This is a genomic window from Gilliamella sp. App2-1 (genome assembly GCF_001690255.1).
Taxonomy (GTDB): domain Bacteria; phylum Pseudomonadota; class Gammaproteobacteria; order Enterobacterales; family Orbaceae; genus Gilliamella; species Gilliamella apicola_G.
Genome location: NZ_LZGR01000024.1, coordinates 1 through 17,247 on the forward strand (window position 1 = coordinate 1; position 17,247 = coordinate 17,247).

Annotated in this window: 16 protein-coding genes and 2 rRNA genes; 16 read left to right on the forward strand and 2 right to left on the reverse strand. The window is 35.0% G+C overall.

Going from position 1 to position 17,247, the window contains the following annotated elements:
* The 12 genes from A9G22_RS03695 to gltP all read left to right on the forward strand — a co-directional run.
* Nucleotides 1-619: ribosomal RNA gene (locus A9G22_RS03695) — 23S ribosomal RNA — on the forward strand; the annotation flags it as partial.
* A 169-nt stretch (nucleotides 620-788) separates the two neighbouring features.
* Nucleotides 789-904 (forward strand): 5S ribosomal RNA (gene rrf / locus A9G22_RS03700).
* A gap of 235 nt (nucleotides 905-1,139) precedes the next feature.
* Nucleotides 1,140-1,709: an RNA pyrophosphohydrolase gene (rppH, locus tag A9G22_RS03705; RefSeq protein WP_065587122.1), complete on the forward strand. Its 570-nt coding sequence runs from the start codon at nucleotides 1,140-1,142 to the stop codon at nucleotides 1,707-1,709.
* Nucleotides 1,706-2,575: a prolipoprotein diacylglyceryl transferase gene (gene lgt, locus A9G22_RS03710; protein WP_065587123.1), complete on the forward strand. Its 870-nt coding sequence runs from the start codon at nucleotides 1,706-1,708 to the stop codon at nucleotides 2,573-2,575. Before rppH ends, lgt begins: the two co-directional genes overlap by 4 nt.
* Nucleotides 2,572-3,366, forward strand: coding sequence for a thymidylate synthase (gene thyA / locus A9G22_RS03715; protein WP_075508379.1), 795 nt, complete (start codon nucleotides 2,572-2,574; stop codon nucleotides 3,364-3,366). The genes lgt and thyA overlap by 4 nt, the downstream gene beginning before the upstream one ends.
* 228 nt (nucleotides 3,367-3,594) lie before the next feature.
* The gene (gene lpxL, locus A9G22_RS03720; protein WP_065587125.1) at nucleotides 3,595-4,545 is read left to right on the forward strand and encodes an LpxL/LpxP family Kdo(2)-lipid IV(A) lauroyl/palmitoleoyl acyltransferase; all 951 of its coding nucleotides are present in this window, start codon (nucleotides 3,595-3,597) and stop codon (nucleotides 4,543-4,545) included.
* A 47-nt stretch (nucleotides 4,546-4,592) separates the two neighbouring features.
* Entirely contained in the window at nucleotides 4,593-5,675 is a 1,083-nt protein-coding gene (rlmM, locus tag A9G22_RS03725; RefSeq protein WP_065587126.1) for a 23S rRNA (cytidine(2498)-2'-O)-methyltransferase RlmM, read from the forward strand.
* Between the two features lie 96 nt (nucleotides 5,676-5,771).
* Complete coding sequence (locus tag A9G22_RS03730) at nucleotides 5,772-7,541, forward strand: penicillin-binding protein activator (protein ID WP_176700221.1); 1,770 nt, start codon at nucleotides 5,772-5,774, stop codon at nucleotides 7,539-7,541.
* Entirely contained in the window at nucleotides 7,507-7,878 is a 372-nt protein-coding gene (locus A9G22_RS03735; RefSeq protein WP_065587128.1) for a YraN family protein, read from the forward strand. Before A9G22_RS03730 ends, A9G22_RS03735 begins: the two co-directional genes overlap by 35 nt.
* A gap of 17 nt (nucleotides 7,879-7,895) precedes the next feature.
* On the forward strand, nucleotides 7,896-8,474 hold the full coding sequence (locus tag A9G22_RS03740) for an SIS domain-containing protein (RefSeq protein ID WP_065587129.1): 579 nt from the start codon (nucleotides 7,896-7,898) through the stop codon (nucleotides 8,472-8,474).
* Nucleotides 8,475-8,571: 97 nt separating this feature from the next.
* On the forward strand, nucleotides 8,572-11,271 hold the full coding sequence (gene gyrA, locus A9G22_RS03745; RefSeq protein ID WP_075508381.1) for a DNA topoisomerase (ATP-hydrolyzing) subunit A: 2,700 nt from the start codon (nucleotides 8,572-8,574) through the stop codon (nucleotides 11,269-11,271).
* 92 nt (nucleotides 11,272-11,363) lie between these two features.
* The gene (gltP, locus tag A9G22_RS03750) at nucleotides 11,364-12,674 is read left to right on the forward strand and encodes a glutamate/aspartate:proton symporter GltP (RefSeq protein ID WP_176700222.1); all 1,311 of its coding nucleotides are present in this window, start codon (nucleotides 11,364-11,366) and stop codon (nucleotides 12,672-12,674) included.
* Nucleotides 12,675-12,934: 260 nt separating this feature from the next.
* Here gltP and rpmG read toward each other — a convergent pair whose 3' ends face one another.
* Entirely contained in the window at nucleotides 12,935-13,102 is a 168-nt protein-coding gene (gene rpmG, locus A9G22_RS03755) for a 50S ribosomal protein L33 (protein WP_025314526.1), read from the reverse strand.
* A gap of 15 nt (nucleotides 13,103-13,117) precedes the next feature.
* Entirely contained in the window at nucleotides 13,118-13,354 is a 237-nt protein-coding gene (gene rpmB, locus A9G22_RS03760; RefSeq protein ID WP_034946960.1) for a 50S ribosomal protein L28, read from the reverse strand.
* A 385-nt stretch (nucleotides 13,355-13,739) separates the two neighbouring features.
* Between rpmB and aroE the strand changes: the two genes are divergently transcribed.
* The 4 genes from aroE to A9G22_RS03780 all read left to right on the forward strand — a co-directional run bounded on the left by aroE (nucleotide 13,740) and on the right by A9G22_RS03780 (nucleotide 17,159).
* Nucleotides 13,740-14,570: a shikimate dehydrogenase gene (gene aroE, locus A9G22_RS03765; protein ID WP_065587131.1), complete on the forward strand. Its 831-nt coding sequence runs from the start codon at nucleotides 13,740-13,742 to the stop codon at nucleotides 14,568-14,570.
* 104 nt (nucleotides 14,571-14,674) lie between these two features.
* Complete coding sequence (locus A9G22_RS03770) at nucleotides 14,675-15,028, forward strand: Aca2/YdiL-like domain-containing protein (RefSeq protein ID WP_065587202.1); 354 nt, start codon at nucleotides 14,675-14,677, stop codon at nucleotides 15,026-15,028.
* A 181-nt stretch (nucleotides 15,029-15,209) separates the two neighbouring features.
* On the forward strand, nucleotides 15,210-15,722 hold the full coding sequence (aroL, locus tag A9G22_RS03775) for a shikimate kinase AroL (protein WP_065587132.1): 513 nt from the start codon (nucleotides 15,210-15,212) through the stop codon (nucleotides 15,720-15,722).
* 237 nt (nucleotides 15,723-15,959) lie between these two features.
* Nucleotides 15,960-17,159 carry an MFS transporter gene (locus A9G22_RS03780; RefSeq protein ID WP_065587133.1) on the forward strand — a complete coding sequence of 400 codons (1,200 nt, stop codon included), beginning with the start codon at nucleotides 15,960-15,962 and terminating at the stop codon, nucleotides 17,157-17,159.
* The last annotated feature ends 88 nt before the right edge of the window (nucleotides 17,160-17,247 follow it).

Here is a 17,247-nt window from a genome sequence, read left to right on the forward strand (position 1 = left end):
AGCACGAAGGTTAGCTAATCCTGGTCGGACATCAGGAGGTTAGTGCAATGGCAAAAGCTAGCTTGACTGCGAGAGTGACGGCTCGAGCAGGTACGAAAGTAGGTCATAGTGATCCGGTGGTTCTGAATGGAAGGGCCATCGCTCAACGGATAAAAGGTACTCCGGGGATAACAGGCTGATACCGCCCAAGAGTTCATATCGACGGCGGTGTTTGGCACCTCGATGTCGGCTCATCACATCCTGGGGCTGAAGTAGGTCCCAAGGGTACGGCTGTTCGCCGTTTAAAGTGGTACGCGAGCTGGGTTTAGAACGTCGTGAGACAGTTCGGTCCCTATCTGCCATGGGCGTAGGAAAATTGAGAGGGTTTGCTTCTAGTACGAGAGGACCGAAGTGAACGCACCGCTGGTGTTCGGGTTGTGATGCCAATTGCATTGCCCGGTAGCTACGTGCGGAATAGATAAGTGCTGAAAGCATCTAAGTACGAAACTAGCCTCGAGATGAGTTTTCCCTGAAGAGATTCAGTAAGGTCCGTTTGAGACTAAGACGTAGATAGGTCAGGTGTGTAAGTGTAGTGATACATTGAGCTAACTGATACTAATGAACCGAGAGTCTTAACCTTACAACTCGGAGTTGTTTTGGGGTTACGCGAGAGTTTTTAATATTCTAGGTTGACTGAGGTTGATTAAAGAATGATAAAGCAGTTTGTTCTGGATTGAGATATTGATGGTGAAGAGGTATAATATTTTATTATAGCATCATTGATGTAGAAGAAGAGAAGACAGGATATGTCTGGCGGTAATAGCGCGGTGGTCCCACCTGACCCCATGCCGAACTCAGAAGTGAAACGCCGTAGTGCCGATGGTAGTGTGGGTATTACCCATGTGAGAGTAGGGTGCCGCCAGACTTTTAAATTTAGAGAGAGCCCAGCAGTGATGCTGGGCTTTTTTGCTTTTTATAAAAAAACATCAAATAGTATAGCAGAATTGTTTATATTAAGTAATATTACTACAATAAATTATTTAATAGTATGAAAAAATTAAATTAAATCGTATGGTTGTTGTATTATTATTTTTTTATTTATTTATTGTTGTATGTATGAAACAATTTAGCTATATAAGAATTAATTTTTGAGGTAGTCAGTGATCGATAATGATGGCTACCGTCCAAATGTAGGAATAGTTATTTGTAACAGGTATGGTCAAGTGCTTTGGGCTCGCCGTTACGGGCAAAATTCTTGGCAATTTCCTCAGGGCGGAATAAAACAAAACGAAACGCCTGAACAGGCAATGTTTCGTGAATTAAACGAAGAAGTTGGTTTATTATCAAAAGATGTGAAGATTTTATCCGTTACTAATGGTTGGTTACGATATAAATTACCTAAAAGGATGATTCGTTGGGAAAATCAACCAGTTTGTATTGGACAAAAGCAAAAGTGGTTTTTATTAGAATTAATTTCAGATGCGTCGGTAATTAATCTAAATATGTCTTCAACTCCTGAATTTGATGACTGGAAATGGGTCAGTTATTGGTATCCGATTCGACAGGTCATTGCTTTTAAACGAGATGTTTATAGAAAGGCAATGAAGGAATTTTCTTTACCTGTGTTTGCTATACAGTCTGAAATAGATGCATCAACAAGTATTTCTAAGAAGAAACGATTTAATTTCTTTTCTCATAAACGAAAAAATAAAAAGCGTATAAAAAAATGAATAAATATTTACAATTTCCCAATTTCGATCCAATAGTTTTCTCTATTGGTCCTATTTCACTCCATTGGTATGGTGCTATGTATTTATTTGGTGTGCTGGGTGCGCTTTACTTAGCTAAACGTCGAGCAATTAAACCAAATAGTCAATGGACGTCACAACAGGTTGAGAATTTATTATTCTGGGGATTTTTAGGACTCTTTATTGGAGGGCGATTAGGATATGTCTTCTTCTATAATTTTGATGTTTTTATTAAAGATCCTGTGATTTTGTTTAAAGTGTGGGAAGGAGGGATGTCTTTCCATGGTGGTTTAATTGGCGCTATTTGTGTTATTGCCATTTTTGCTAAAAAGGCAAAAAAAACTTTTATGCAAGTAAGTGATTTTGTTGCTCCTCTTGTACCTATTGGTTTGATGTTTGGTCGATTTGGCAATTTTATTAATGGAGAACTTTGGGGAAGAGTAACTAATTCCTCTATTGGTATGTTATTTCCGACATCATCACATGCTGATTTTATGTTTGTTCAGTCTCACCCAGAATGGTTTTCACTTTATTCTCAATTAAAAGGTATTTTACCAAGGCATCCTTCACAGCTTTATGAAATGATGTTTGAAGGAATTGTGCTGTTTATTATTTTAAATGTTTTTATTCGAAAACCAAGACCAACTGGTGCTGTATCCGGGCTATTTTTACTTTGCTATGGTTTATTTAGATTTGTTATAGAATTTTTTAGACAACCAGACGAACAATTAGGTTTATTTTTAAATATTATCAGTATGGGGCAAATTTTATGCTTACCAATGATTATGGGAGGTATTTTTATTCTTTTATTGGCGTATAGATTTAACCAGAAGGATAAAACACGATGAAACAATATTTAGCGTTAATGCAGAAAATTTTAGAAGAAGGTACACCTAAGCCAGATCGAACTGGCACCGGTACGCTATCTATTTTTGGGCATCAAATGCGATTTCATTTGCAAGAAGGCTTTCCTCTTGTTACGACTAAAAGATGTCATTTACGTTCAATTATTCATGAGCTGCTCTGGTTTTTGAAGGGAGATACAAATGTTAAGCATCTACAAGATAATAAGGTAACTATTTGGAATGAATGGGCCGATGGAAATGGTGATTTAGGTCCCGTTTATGGTAAACAATGGCGCGCATGGGGAGCAGCTGATGGACGTCAAATAGATCAAATATCCCAATTAATTAGACAAATTAAAAATGATCCTGATTCTAGGCGTATGATTGTTTCTGCTTGGAATGTTGGAGAATTAGATCAAATGGCATTAGCTCCATGTCATGCTTTTTTCCAATTTTATGTTGCAAATGGTAAACTTTCTTGTCAACTTTATCAGCGTTCTTGTGATGTATTTTTAGGATTGCCATTTAATATCGCCAGCTATTCATTGTTAGTTCACATGATTGCACAACAATGTGAATTACAAGTAGGTGACTTCGTGTGGACTGGCGGCGACACGCATCTTTATTCTAATCATATGGAACAAGCCCATTTACAATTAAGCCGTGAGCCAAAGGCTCTGCCAAAACTAGCGATCAAACGTAAACCTCCAACAATTTTTGATTATGAGTTTGATGATTTTGAAATTGTTGGTTATGATCCACATCCTGCAATCAAAGCGCCTGTTGCTATTTAATTTTCTGTAAAAAAGTTTCAGGTAATTTTGTGTTTCAGTATAAAAGCTGCCAATTTTAAGAACTGATTATAGCTAATTTCTAATTATTAGCTATAATCTACCTTAAATATAAATTTTGTTACAAAATGATGATATAACGCCGCTAGATCTGTTTATTTTTCTGCCCCTAAAATCAATATATGGTATATAATATTCGACTTTATTATTAATAAATAACTTGATCTTAATATGAGTCAAAATCAAGAAATTCGCCCTATTTTTACTAAACGTTTACTTCTCCCTCATTATTGGTTAACGTGGTTTGGTATTGGCATTTTATATTTAATCGTATTGTTACCTTATCCAATTATTTTCCGAATAGGAAAGGGCTTAGGATTACTTTCAATGAAATTAATCGGCAAACGTAAAGAAACGGCGAGGCAAAATCTTAAACTTTGTTTTCCTGAAAAAACACAACAAGAACGTAATCAGATGTTACGTGATAATTTCATTTCGACTGGTTTGGCTATTTTTGAGACTGGCATGGCATGGTTTTGGTCAGATAAACGGCTTGCCAAGCGCATTTCTATTGTTGGCGACTTTCATATTAAAAAGGTACAACAATCGGGTCAAGGTGTTCTGCTCATAGGTATTCATTTTTTAACATTAGAATTAGGTGCACGTATTTTAGGAATGAGCCATCCAGGTGTGGGTGTTTATCGACCAAATGATAATCCTGTAATGGATTATGTTCAGCTTAAAGGGAGACTTAAGTCAAACAAATACATGCTAGACCGCCATAATACAAAGGGTATGATCCGCGCACTAAAGAATGGTGAGTTACTTTGGTACGCGCCGGATCATGATTATGGTCCTAAAAATAGCGTATTTGCACCTCTATTTTCAGTCGAAAAAGCTGCAACTACCGTTGGTACGCGCATATTAGTTAAGTTAGGAGAGCCTGCCATTATCCCTTTTACGCCTAAGCGTGAGAAAAATGGTCACTATACAGTTTATGTTAGTTCAGAGCTTGAAGGCTATCCAATAGATGATGATGTGCTTGCTGCCACTTTTATGAATAAAGTTATTGAACAAGAAATTTTAAAAGCACCTGAACAATATATGTGGTTACATCGACGATTTAAGACTCGCCCAAAAGGGGAAGCACCTTTATATACTGATAATGTTCAATCTGATTGATGTGACTGTTGCTTGTTATGGCGGTTTAATAAATTTAATATACAATTATGCAAAAACTAAATAAGATCATTTTATATTGTCGTTGTGGATTTGAAAAAGAATGCGCTGCAGAAATTACAGATAGAGCTGGACAGAAAGAAGTATATGGCTTTGCTAAAGTTAAAGAAAACAGTGGTTATGTTGTTTTTGAATGCTATCAAGATGGTGATGCACAATTGTTAATAAAAGATTTGGCTTTTCGAACATTAATTTTCGTTAGACAAATGTTTGTTTCGGGCGATTTATTAATAGATTTGCCGAATAATGATCGTATCTCTCCTATCATGGATGCATTATCTGGCCTTATAGATAATGCTGGGGATCTACGTGTAGAAGTTGCTGATACTAATGATGGCAAGGCTCTTTCCGGTTTTTGTCGTAAATTTACGGTTCCCCTTCGTCAGGCATTACGAAGTAAACGTATTTTATTAAAAGTTGAAAACCCATCAAGACCCGTTATTCACTTATTTTTTATTAATAGTAATAGTTGTTATGTTGGTTATTCACTGAGTCAAAATAATTCACCTTTTTATATGGGGATTCCGAGGCTAAAATTTCCAACCGCTGCACCAAGTCGATCTACGTTAAAATTAGAAGAAGCATTTCATATCTTTATTCCTTATGAAGAATGGGATGAACGATTAAAAGGTGGTTTGAATGCGGTTGACTTGGGGGCTTGTCCTGGAGGTTGGACTTACCAGCTAGTAAAAAGAAGCATGATGGTTTATGCCATTGATAATGGACTGATGAATGAGAAGCTGATGGAAACAGGACAAGTTAAACATTATCGTGAAGATGGCTTCAAATTTGTACCTAAAAAGCTTAATATTTACTGGTTGGTTTGTGATATGGTTGAAAAACCAGCTAAGGTCACGGAGTTAATAGCCAAATGGCTAATTAATGGTTGGTGTAGAGAGACTATTTTTAATCTTAAATTACCAATGAAAAAACGCTATGAAGAAGTAAAACAAAATTTACAATGGCTAAACGACGAATTAAATAATGAAAAAATTAATGTGCAAATTCAGGCAAAACAGCTTTATCATGATAGAGAAGAAATAACCGTTCATGTACAACGAATTTGGGGATAATAAAATTACAAGAGAATGGGTATGAATTTAAAACGCTACTTTTATGCTATGTTAATAATGCCATTATTTACATTTTTGGTAGGGTGTACTTTAGAAATGTCAAAGAAATCTCTTAACTTTGATGATACTCAAAATTCTAATTATTATTTGTCACAAGCAGATAATAGTTCTGGTTCTGTTAAAGCTAATTGGCAATTATTAGCTATTCGCGCTCTGATAAAAGAAAATAAATTTTCGCAAGCAAATGTATTATTATCAAATTTACCTCTTAATCTTAATACTGAACAGCAAAAAGAAAAATTATTATCAGAAGGTGAAATTGCCGTAAAGAAGGGAAAGGGATTTGATATTAATCAATTTAATATAGAAAATTTGACTCCCTCACAGCTATATCGTTATTATACTATTAAATTAGGCTTGGACATGAACAGTAAAGATATTAATGCCCAAGCTCATGATTATCTTCAATTAGAAAAATATGTACTAGAGACCGAGAAAAAGCAATTATTAAATGATACATGGAATTTTTTTAGTAAGTTAACATCTAATAAAATTCGTAAAGTTTTAGTGTATGAAAATGAAATTACACTACAAGGCTGGGTTGATTTGGCTTATGCTTATCAAAATGCTAGTAAAGTAATTGCTTCGCAAGATGATGATACGCAAGAAGTAATTGAAGAAAAATCTCAAAAAAAAATACAGTTATTAAAACAAGCTGTCAACAATTGGGCTACACAATATCCAGATCACCCAGCTAAACAGATTATTTCGGTATTAACTGGTGAACAGGCACTTGTTGTTGATGCTAATGTAAAAAAAATTGCTTTATTATTGCCATTAAATGGCTCTTCACGCATATTTGGTGAAACTATTCGTCAAGGTTACATGGATGCCAATAAGTTTTTTCCACAAGAACCACAACAAAATGTGATCGTGCTCGATACAACTAGTAAACCAATAGATACCTTAATCCAGCAAGCAAGGGAACAGAATATTGAATTAATTGTAGGCCCTTTATTAAAAGAAGATGTTATTAAAATACAAGAGTTAGCACCAACTGTTCCTGTTCTAACCTTGAACAAAGTTGATAACACAACCACGACTGCTAATAAGATGTGTTACTTTGCTTTATCTCCTGACGATGAAGCAAAAGATGCTGCAGATCATCTTTATTCTCAGAATAAAATAAAACCGTTGCTATTAGTACCTAATACTAATTTAGGGCAACGTGTTGCGAAAAGTTTTGCGGCACAGTGGTCTCAACTGTCGACAAATAGTTCACAAGCTTACGTGCAATATTTTGGCAATACTAAAACATTAAGTGCCAATATGAATCGTAATTTAGGGATTATCCTTGAAGGAGATCCTATTTTAATTAATGACACACCACAATCAGGAGAGATATTATCTGCTGAATTTGATGCTATTTATGTTTATTCTTCATACGATGAATTAACGTTGATAAAACCAATGCTTGATATGGGTGCAAATAAGAATATTGGTAATTCATCATCTGTCACGCTTTATTCAAGTTCTAAAAGTCATGTAGCCAATGCTTCTGATGATTTTAATTATGATATGAATAAAACTGAATATGCAGAAATTCCTATGATTGTAAATCAAAAAGATAATATAAATATACCTAGCAACGTTCAGAAAGATTATTCATTAATGCGTCTATATGCAATGGGGATTGATGCCTGGCGACTAGCTAATCGTTTTAATCAACTCAATTCGAATCAACCGAATTTTTTAGATGGTATGACAGGTAAACTATCAACTAGTAATCAATGTGAAGTGACTCGCTCACTTTCTTGGCAGCAATATATTTATGGTGAAGCTAAACCTGATTCAAAGACCGAATAAAAAACAAATTGGCGAGCATTATGAAAATATTGCTCGCCAATATCTACTTAAGCAGGGGCTTATATTTCTTGCTCATAATATCCAATTTCGCTTCGGCGAACTCGATTTAATTATGCTGGATAATGAATGTCTTGTTTTTATTGAAGTACGTTATCGAAAAAATGCAAATTTTGGCGATGCTGAAATGACCGTGACATTAAATAAACAAAATAAAATCAAGCAGGCGGCTCAACTATGGATGATAGAGCAAAATTTAAATATTGAAGGTACAGAGTTTAGATTTGATGTTTTTGCTATTACAGGTAAAAGCCAAAAGTGGATTATTAATGCATTTTAATTTTTAGGTGAAAAAGTGTGCAAGATTTAATTAAAAATTATTTTACTGAAAGTATTCAAACTCAAATTGTGATGGCTGAATCGCTTGGTTATTCAATTGAAAAGGCTGCAAATATTATTGTTGAGAGTTTACTTAACGGCAATAAAATTATGAGCTGTGGGAATGGTTCTTCCGCTGCTAATGTACAAAGCTTTACTTCCCGTTTAATTACCAGTATTAATATCGAAAGACCAAGCATTCCAGCAATAGCTTTAGTCTCGGACAATGTTTTATTAAGTGCTATAGCTAATCATGAAGAAATTTATGCTCGCCAAATTCAAGCTTTAGGTCAACAAAGTGATGTTTTAATTGTGGCAACTAGCCAAGGGAATAGCCGAGCTATCATTCGTGCGGTTCAAGAAGCGGTAATTAAAGATATGAAAATCGTTGCATTAACCGCTTTTGATGGTGGTGAAGTTATTGGTTTACTTGGGCAAAATGATATTGAAATAAGAGTTCCATCTTATAAAAAAGTGATGGCTTACGAAATGCATGCTATGATTTTAAATTGCTTATGTCAATTAATTGAAAATACGTTATTTATTCATAACGAATAAGTTAAAATAAAAATAGTTTAGTTCTGCATTAATATTGATTTTATGGTACAATTATGAACTATTTTGATGACTTAAATTAATAAGAGAACATGGTGTTATGACCGAATTAGCCAAAGAAATAACTCCCGTTAATATTGAAGATGAATTAAAATCCTCTTATCTTGATTATGCAATGTCAGTCATTGTTGGGCGTGCTTTACCTGATGTGCGAGATGGGTTAAAACCTGTTCACAGACGTGTTTTATTTGCTATGCATGAAGCGGGATATGATTGGAACAAACCTTATCGAAAATCTGCTCGTGTTGTTGGGGATGTTATTGGTAAATACCACCCACATGGTGATTCTGCTGTTTATGACACAATTGTGCGTATGGCTCAGCCGTTTTCATTGCGTTATATGTTGGTTGATGGTCAAGGAAATTTTGGTTCTGTTGATGGCGATTCAGCTGCTGCAATGCGTTATACCGAAATTCGGATGCAGAAATTTGCAGGGGCATTATTGACTGATCTTGATAAAGAAACAGTTGATTTTTCACCAAACTATGATGGATCAGAAATGATTCCCGATGTATTACCGACTCGTATTCCAAATTTATTAATTAACGGCTCTTCAGGGATTGCAGTTGGTATGGCAACGAATATCCCACCTCATAATCTTCCTGAAGTTATTAATGGCTGTCTTGCTTTTATTGAAGATGAAAATATTTCAATTGATGGGTTAATGGAACATATCCATGGTCCAGACTTCCCGACTGCAGCTCTCATTAATGGGCGTAAAGGTATTGAAAATGCTTATCGCACTGGCCGTGGTATTATCTATATTCGTTCTAAAGCTACAATTGAAGTGGATGACCATTCTGGACGAGAAACTATTATTGTTAACGAAATTCCATATCAAGTTAATAAGAAAAAATTGATTGAGAAGATTGCAGAATTAGTCAAAGATAAGAAAGTAGAAGGGATTTCGGCATTACGCGATGAGTCAGATAAAGATGGTATGCGTATTGTGATTGAAATCAAACGAGATGCTGTGGGTGAAGTTGTATTAAATAACCTTTTCTCATTGACTCAATTACAAGTTTCCTTTGGCATCAATATGGTGGCGTTACACAAAGGCCAACCGAAACTATTAAACTTACGTGAAATGATTGAAGCCTTTGTACTTCATCGCCGTGAAGTAGTCACTCGTCGAACCATATATGAATTGCGCAAAGCACGTGAACGTGCTCATGTATTAGAAGGTTTGGCGATAGCGCTTGCTAATATCGATCCGGTTATAGAATTAATTCGTTCTGCATCAACGCCTACCGAAGCTAAAACCAAATTATTAACGCAAGCTTGGCAGCTTGGTCATGTTGCAGCTATGCTAGAAAAGGCAGGTAATGATACGGCTCGTCCTGAAGACTTAGCGCCAGAATTTGGCATTCGTGAAAGGCACTATTACTTATCTGAAGCGCAAGCTCAAGCCATTTTAGATCTTCGCTTGCATCGACTGACAGGACTTGAACACGAAAAAATTCTTGATGAATATAAAGAATTACTTGTGCAAATTGGTGAATTATTACATATCTTGGCTAGTTCAGAGAGATTAATGGAGGTAATTCGTGAAGAGCTTGAAGCTGTTCGAGATCAGTTCCAAGATGCGAGAAAAACTGAAATTACTGCAAGTAGTGCAGATATTAATATTGAAGACCTTATTGCGCAAGAAGATGTCGTTGTCACACTTTCTCATCAAGGTTATGTAAAATATCAACCGCTTTCCGATTATGAAGCTCAACGTCGTGGTGGTAAAGGTAAATCTGCAACTAAAATTAAAGAAGAAGACTTTGTCGAAAAATTATTGGTAGCAAATACCCATGATACGATTCTTTGCTTCTCAAGCCGTGGTCGTTTATATTGGATGAAAGTCTATCAGTTACCTGAAGCCAGCCGTGGATCACGTGGGCGTCCAATTATCAATTTATTACCGCTTGAGACGGGTGAGCGTATTACTGCGATCCTACCTGTGCGAGAATTTGATGACGAGCATTGCGTATTTATGGCAACAGCGCAAGGTACCGTTAAGAAAACGTCTTTAATTGAATTCAGTCGACCTCGTAGTGGCGGTATTATTGCGATTAATCTACGTGATGATGATGAATTAATCGGTGTGGATTTAACTAACAACGACCATTTAGCTGCTACTGATGATGAAGATTTGAATGATGATGCGACTATTGATGAAGGTGAAGATGAGGATAATGAAGTCGCCGAGAGCTCTAATACAGAGGATATTATGCTGTTTTCTGCCAATGGTAAAGTTGTTCGATTCCCAACGAATAAAGTTCGTTGTATGGGGCGAACAGCCGCAGGTGTCCGAGGTATAAAACTTGATAGTGATGATAAAGTGGTTTCATTAATTGTACCTCGAGGTAATGGTGCAATTCTAACCGCAACTCAAAATGGTTATGGTAAACGTACACAACAAGAGCTATACCCGACTAAATCAAGAGCAACGAAGGGCGTTATCTCTATTAAGGTTAGTGAACGAAATGGCGCAGTGGTTGGTGCTGTACAAGTTGATGAAACCGATCAAATTATGCTAATAACGGATGCGGGTACATTAGTTCGTACTCGTGTTTCAGAAGTGAGTGTTGTTGGTCGAAATACTCAAGGCGTTATGCTTATTCGAACTGCCGAAAGCGAAAAAGTGGTGGGATTACAGCGAATTGCCGAAACAGAAGATGAAGATGGTGAATCTGAATTATCGTCACTAAGTGAAGAGCGGAGTGATTCAGAACATGAATCTGAAGAATAATTTTTAATTATTAAAAAGGATTAGTTAAATATAGCTAATCCTTTTTTATTTAGAATAATCTCGAAAAGGAACAGTATTTGATGTCATTTTCTATAAAAAAAATCTTAACAAATCTTGCATGGCAAATTTTGATAGCTTTGATCCTAGGGGTAGCAGTAGGCGCTTATTTATTTGAACTTTCAGTTCCAAGCCATCCATTACATTCATATTACCAATTTTCAATAGTGAATATATTTCAACCCGCAGGTGATATTTTTATTCGATTAATTAAAATGATTGTGCTGCCAATTATACTGAGTACATTAACGCTAGGTATTGCGGGTATTGGTGGTTCTAAACGATTAGGAACATTAGGTTTTAAAACAATTCTCTATTTTGAAATTATTACAACTATTGCTATTTTATTAGGTCTTTTTTGGGGTAATATTTTTGCGCCAGGTACAGGAATTGACTCCTCAACACTAGCAACGGCTGATATTAGTAAGTATACCCAAGCTGCTGAAGAATTAGGCGGAAAGCCTCATGGTTTAATTGTTATGATTCTTGATATGATTCCTGCCAATATCTTTAAAGCTATGACTGATGGTGCTGTTTTACCTGTCATTTTCTTCTGTGTCTTTTTTGGTTTAGGTTTAATGTCTTTGCCAGATAAACAACGTGAACCATTTGTATTCTTCTTAAAAGTAGTGTCTGACACTATGTTTAAAGTCACTAATATGATCATGCGTTATGCGCCTGTGGGGGTATTTGCACTCATTACTGTAACTGTGGCGAAATATGGTTTTGAATCTTTACTTCCTCTACTTAAATTAATTTTAACCGTCTATTCGGCAATGATTATTTTTACATTAGTGGTACTGGGGCTTGTTTGTAAACTTTGCCAATTTAATATTTTTATGTTATTGAAAATATTAAAAGAAGAATTAGTTATTGCATTTTCGACCGCAAGTTCAGAGACAGCATTACCTAGAATTATTGAAAAAATGGAAGCTTATGGCGCACCTAAATCAATAACAAGTTTTGTTATTCCTACAGGTTATTCATTTAATCTCGATGGTTCAACACTTTATCAAAGTATTACGGTTATCTTTTTAGCACAGTTATTCCAGATAGATTTAACTATTTTAGATCAGATTATTATTGTCATCACCTTGATGATAGCATCAAAAGGGATTGCTGGTGTACCAGGCGCATCAATTCTTGTTTTATCTGCAACGCTTGGTAGTGTAGGTATTCCTCTTGAAGGGATTGGTTATATTATGGGGGTTGAACGTATTTTAGATATGGGCAGAACAGTCGTTAATGTGGTAGGTAATGCATTAGCAGCGATTGTTATTGCGCGTTGGGAACATGCTTTTGACGATAAAAAAGCAAGAGCTTATGAACAGCAATATTTGAAATAAAACTACTGCTGTTTTAGCAAGCTTCAGGTTAAAAACTGGAGCTTGTTTTATTTTAATGATTTTATAAATGATTGCTGAGTTAAACAGATATAAAATTATCAATAATAATTATATTTTTTTCATTAAATTGTTAGCTTTTTTATTGCTTAGTTGCTACTCACTAGAGCAATATCAATGAACAAAATATGCAGGTATGTTGTGCGCTAAAAAGGTATAAAAAAACCCAGCATAGGCTGGGTTTTTTATTAATTTGTCTAAAACTATTTAATTTTCGCTTCTTTATAAATAACATGCTGACGAACAACAGGATCGTATTTTTTGATCTCCATTTTTTCAGGCATAGTTCTTTTATTTTTGCTAGTGGTATAAAAATGACCTGTACCAGCAGAAGAAACTAATCTGATTTTTTCGCGTACACCTTTTGCCATGATATTGTTTCCTTATTAGTACTTTTCACCACGGGCACGAAGTTCAGCTAAAACCGCATCAATACCCTTTTTATCGATAATACGCATACCTTTAGCAGATACACGCAATTTTACAAAACGTTTTTCACTCTCAATCCAGAAACGGTGAGTTTGAAGATTTGGTAGAAAACGACGTTTAGTAGCATTCATCGCATGAGAACGATTATTTCCTACTAAAGGACCTTTTCCTGTTACTTGGCATACTCGTGACATGTCAATAATTCTCCGAAATTTCAATGCTTAAGCCTTGGGCGTAATATGTTAATGGAATTAACCTCGTCAGGCTTTTAGTTTGCTGCAGTTCTATCTGAGAAGCAGTCTAACCTCTCACACTACACCCATAATAATGAGGTAGCGAAGTATACGCTGTTATACGCAATTTCTCAAGCATTATCTTATTTGTACGTAAAAATAAGTGTATTACCTACATGAATATTAACCAATAGATAACCATTATTACCATAAAACTATCATTCTATAGTTAGGGTTATCTTAGTTAAATACAAAAACCGTTTAATTTTATAATAAATATGTTTTAATACTATTGCTTATAGATTTTATCTATTAGGTCTAATTTTCTAACATTCAAGGAGATTGTATGAACCCGTTCACGCCATATAGTATATACGGTATTATCGGTTATCCTTTAGGACATAGTATGAGCCCCCTTATTCATACTACATCATTTCAGGATTATGGTATTCCCTCAGTTTTAGTTCCTTTTGCTACGCCACCCGAAGATATTTCAACCTTATTCAAATCTGTAAGATTATTAAACATACGGGGATTGTGTGTCACTATTCCGCATAAGCAAACGATTATCCCCTATTTAGATAAAGTGACTGAGCATGTAAAAAAAGCAGGTGCTGCTAATTTAGTCTATTGGGAGGGTGATAAGCTTTGTGGTGAGAATACTGATATTGTTGGTTTTATGCAACCTCTTGAACAGAAGAAATTACCGGCTGAATATAAAAAAGTTTTATTACTAGGAGCTGGTGGTGCAGCACGCGCTGCGGTTGTCGGATTACAGGATCTTGGTTATACCGATATTACCGTGACTGACATAGCGAGTGACTTACCCAAAGCGTTAGCCAAAGAATTCAATCTTAAAATAGTTGCTTGGGAAGAACGCAGCCACGTTGAAGCGCAAATTATTATTAATTCTACTCCCTTGGGTATGCAAGGCAAATTTGAAGATCAGACCCCTTATGAACAAGCTTGGTTTAAAGGAAAAGGTTTAGCTTATGATATTGTTTATACACCATATAATACACGATTTAGACAAGAGGCAGAAAAAGCTGGCTGGGAATCTATTTCAGGGCGTGAAATGTTTATAGAGCAAGCAAATGCACAATTTAAAATTTGGACAGGAAAAAATCTTTCCGATAGGGCAAAACAAGCTGTAATAGATGCTTTAGCTGGAAAATAAATATTGCAAATAGAACATACATTTCATTAAAGTGAATGAGATGTATGTTAAATAAAATTAAATGTTTATTGTTTAAATTAGTTATATTATTAAAAGGAGTATTTATGACAAACCTTGAATTGCAAGCTTATCGTCGTTTTCTGATGCTAAAAGTATCAGAAGCTAGCCAATATATTGGTAAAACGGATGCTAAAACATGGTATGATTGGGAGAATGGTACTATACCCGTGCCTGAGTTTGTTGCAAACACAATGCAAGAGCTGAAAAAGCTTCGCAATGATAAAATTAATATTATTATCAATAGTATCAATGATCGTGTTGGCAGTAATATAATACGTTACTTTATGACATATGAAGAATTTAAAAAAATTAATCCTAATCTAGACGTGGTGCAATGGCGATTACATCAATCAATTGCCACAGAGCTCTATTTTCGTGGTTTAGAAAAACTATGTTAATTAGCTTTATCAAGATGACTTTTGGAGTCTAAAAGGCTTTTTTATAACTTTTTTAAATAATTATTTACAATCAATCTTATGGAAATTTAATTTAATTATCTAAAAAAATATATTGCAAAAATAAGGGCGAATCACTAGCATGGTCAATATATTCTGTAAATCTGGAAAGATAGAACCCGATATGAATAAAACAATTTTTTTAGTTGGTGCAAGAGCGGCAGGTAAAACAACAATGGGAAAGATGTTAGCAAATAAACTATCGTTTTCTTTTATTGATACCGATCGCCATTTACATGAAACTACTCAAAAAACAGTGGCTGAAATTGTTGAAAAAGAAGGTTGGGAAGGATTTAGAGCAAGGGAAAGCCAAGTGCTTGTTGATACAACTAAACCCAATAGTGTCATTGCAACTGGTGGAGGCATGGTATTAGCTGAGCATAACCGTCATTTTATGAAACAAAATGGTACAGTTATCTTTTTATCTGCGCCCGCATCAACACTAGCTGCTCGTTTAATGAAAGATCCGAATGTTGCTCAAAGACCATCGTTAACGGGCTTATCTATTGCAGATGAAATAGATAAGGTATTAGCTGAAAGACTGCCTTTATATCATGATGCTGCTCATTATGTGGTGAATGTTGATCAAGATGAAAACTTGATCTTAGCTCAAATGCTCGAAATGCTCGAAGACTGAATTTAAGTTTTTTATCAGATACCACTTAAAAAGTGGTATTTTTATTAGTAATAGACAACAATAAAATTTAATAAAAATTCTATATAATTTTAATTTTCTGTCAGATTTTTACTATTTTTTAGGAATAAAGAAGATAAAAGCCAAGTAACAAATCTAGACTTACTCTTTCCGCTTAATATTGATACATATATATTGAATAGAGCTAAAGTTTTATGTTTTACATATGGAGTATGACAAATGGAAAATCGAAAGGTCAATTCTTATGGAATTGTTGGATCTATTTATGCAAACTACATTATTCAAAGTATTGCGCTAATTGTGATTATGCAATTTTCTCAAGCGCTTTCAAAGCAACTAAATACTGATATAGTTGGGCTTGGTTATGTTGCATCAGGTATAGGAATTGGCAAAATATTTTTAATGTTCGTTGGTGGGGTGCTATCAGATAAATTTGGTAGAAAGTTATTTATTTATCTAGGTATGATCTGTTACTCTATCTTTTTTGTAGGAATGACCTTTTGTACTAATATTCACGTGGCTTTTTGTTTAGCGATTGCTGTGGGTGCTGGGAACTCTTTTTTAGATACAGGCTCAATGCCCGCATTAACTGAATGTTTTCCGCGTTCAGCGGGATCTGCTAGTGTACTTATTAAAGCATTCATTTCTATCGGAACACTCATTCTTCCATTTATTGTTACCTTCTTTGACACCAATCAAATATGGTATGGTTGGGCGTTGCTCGGATTCACCGCTTACTTAGCGATTAATAGCTTATTGCTATTAACTAAACAATTCCCCCATAAAGATACTGCAATAAAAGGATGTCGAGGGGAAGAAAATTATTTTAAAGCAAAACCTAAATTTGAAGTTGAAGGCATTTTATTGATTCTTATGGGGTTTACAACGACAGCAACATTCGTCATTATTTTGCAATGGTTACCGACTATTGCTATTAATGGTGTTAATATGAATGATCTTGATGGCAAACAACTGATTAGCTATTATAGTACTGCATCAATTATCTCTGTATTTGTTACGGCCTTTGTTGTTAAACATGTATTAAAACCTATCTTTTGTATCATTATTTTGCCTACCTTATCAGCGTTGGTACTAATCGTTTTTTATTTTAATATTTCACCTGCAATGTGTGTTATTGCTGCAATAGGAATGGGGTTTACTGCAGCAGGAGGCGTACTTCAATTAACTTTGGTTGTGATGCAACAACTGTTCCCAACACGTAAAGGGCTTGCTGTAGGTTGTATGTACACTTTTAGTGGACTATCGTTTGTTGTCATTCCGCTTATAGTGCCAAAATTAGCAATTCTCAATGTAAGTTATGCTATTTTAATAGACTTTTTTATTGCAGTCTCAAGTGTGGTATTTGGGTCAATTGTTTTTTATCGTTTTAAAAAGGTGATTGATTTAACAAAAATATAATTTTACCTATATGGTTATATTGTTGATGTTTTGATTTATTATAGGAAGTAATATTAGCTATAGGTGCATTAAAGTGCTATCAAAAATT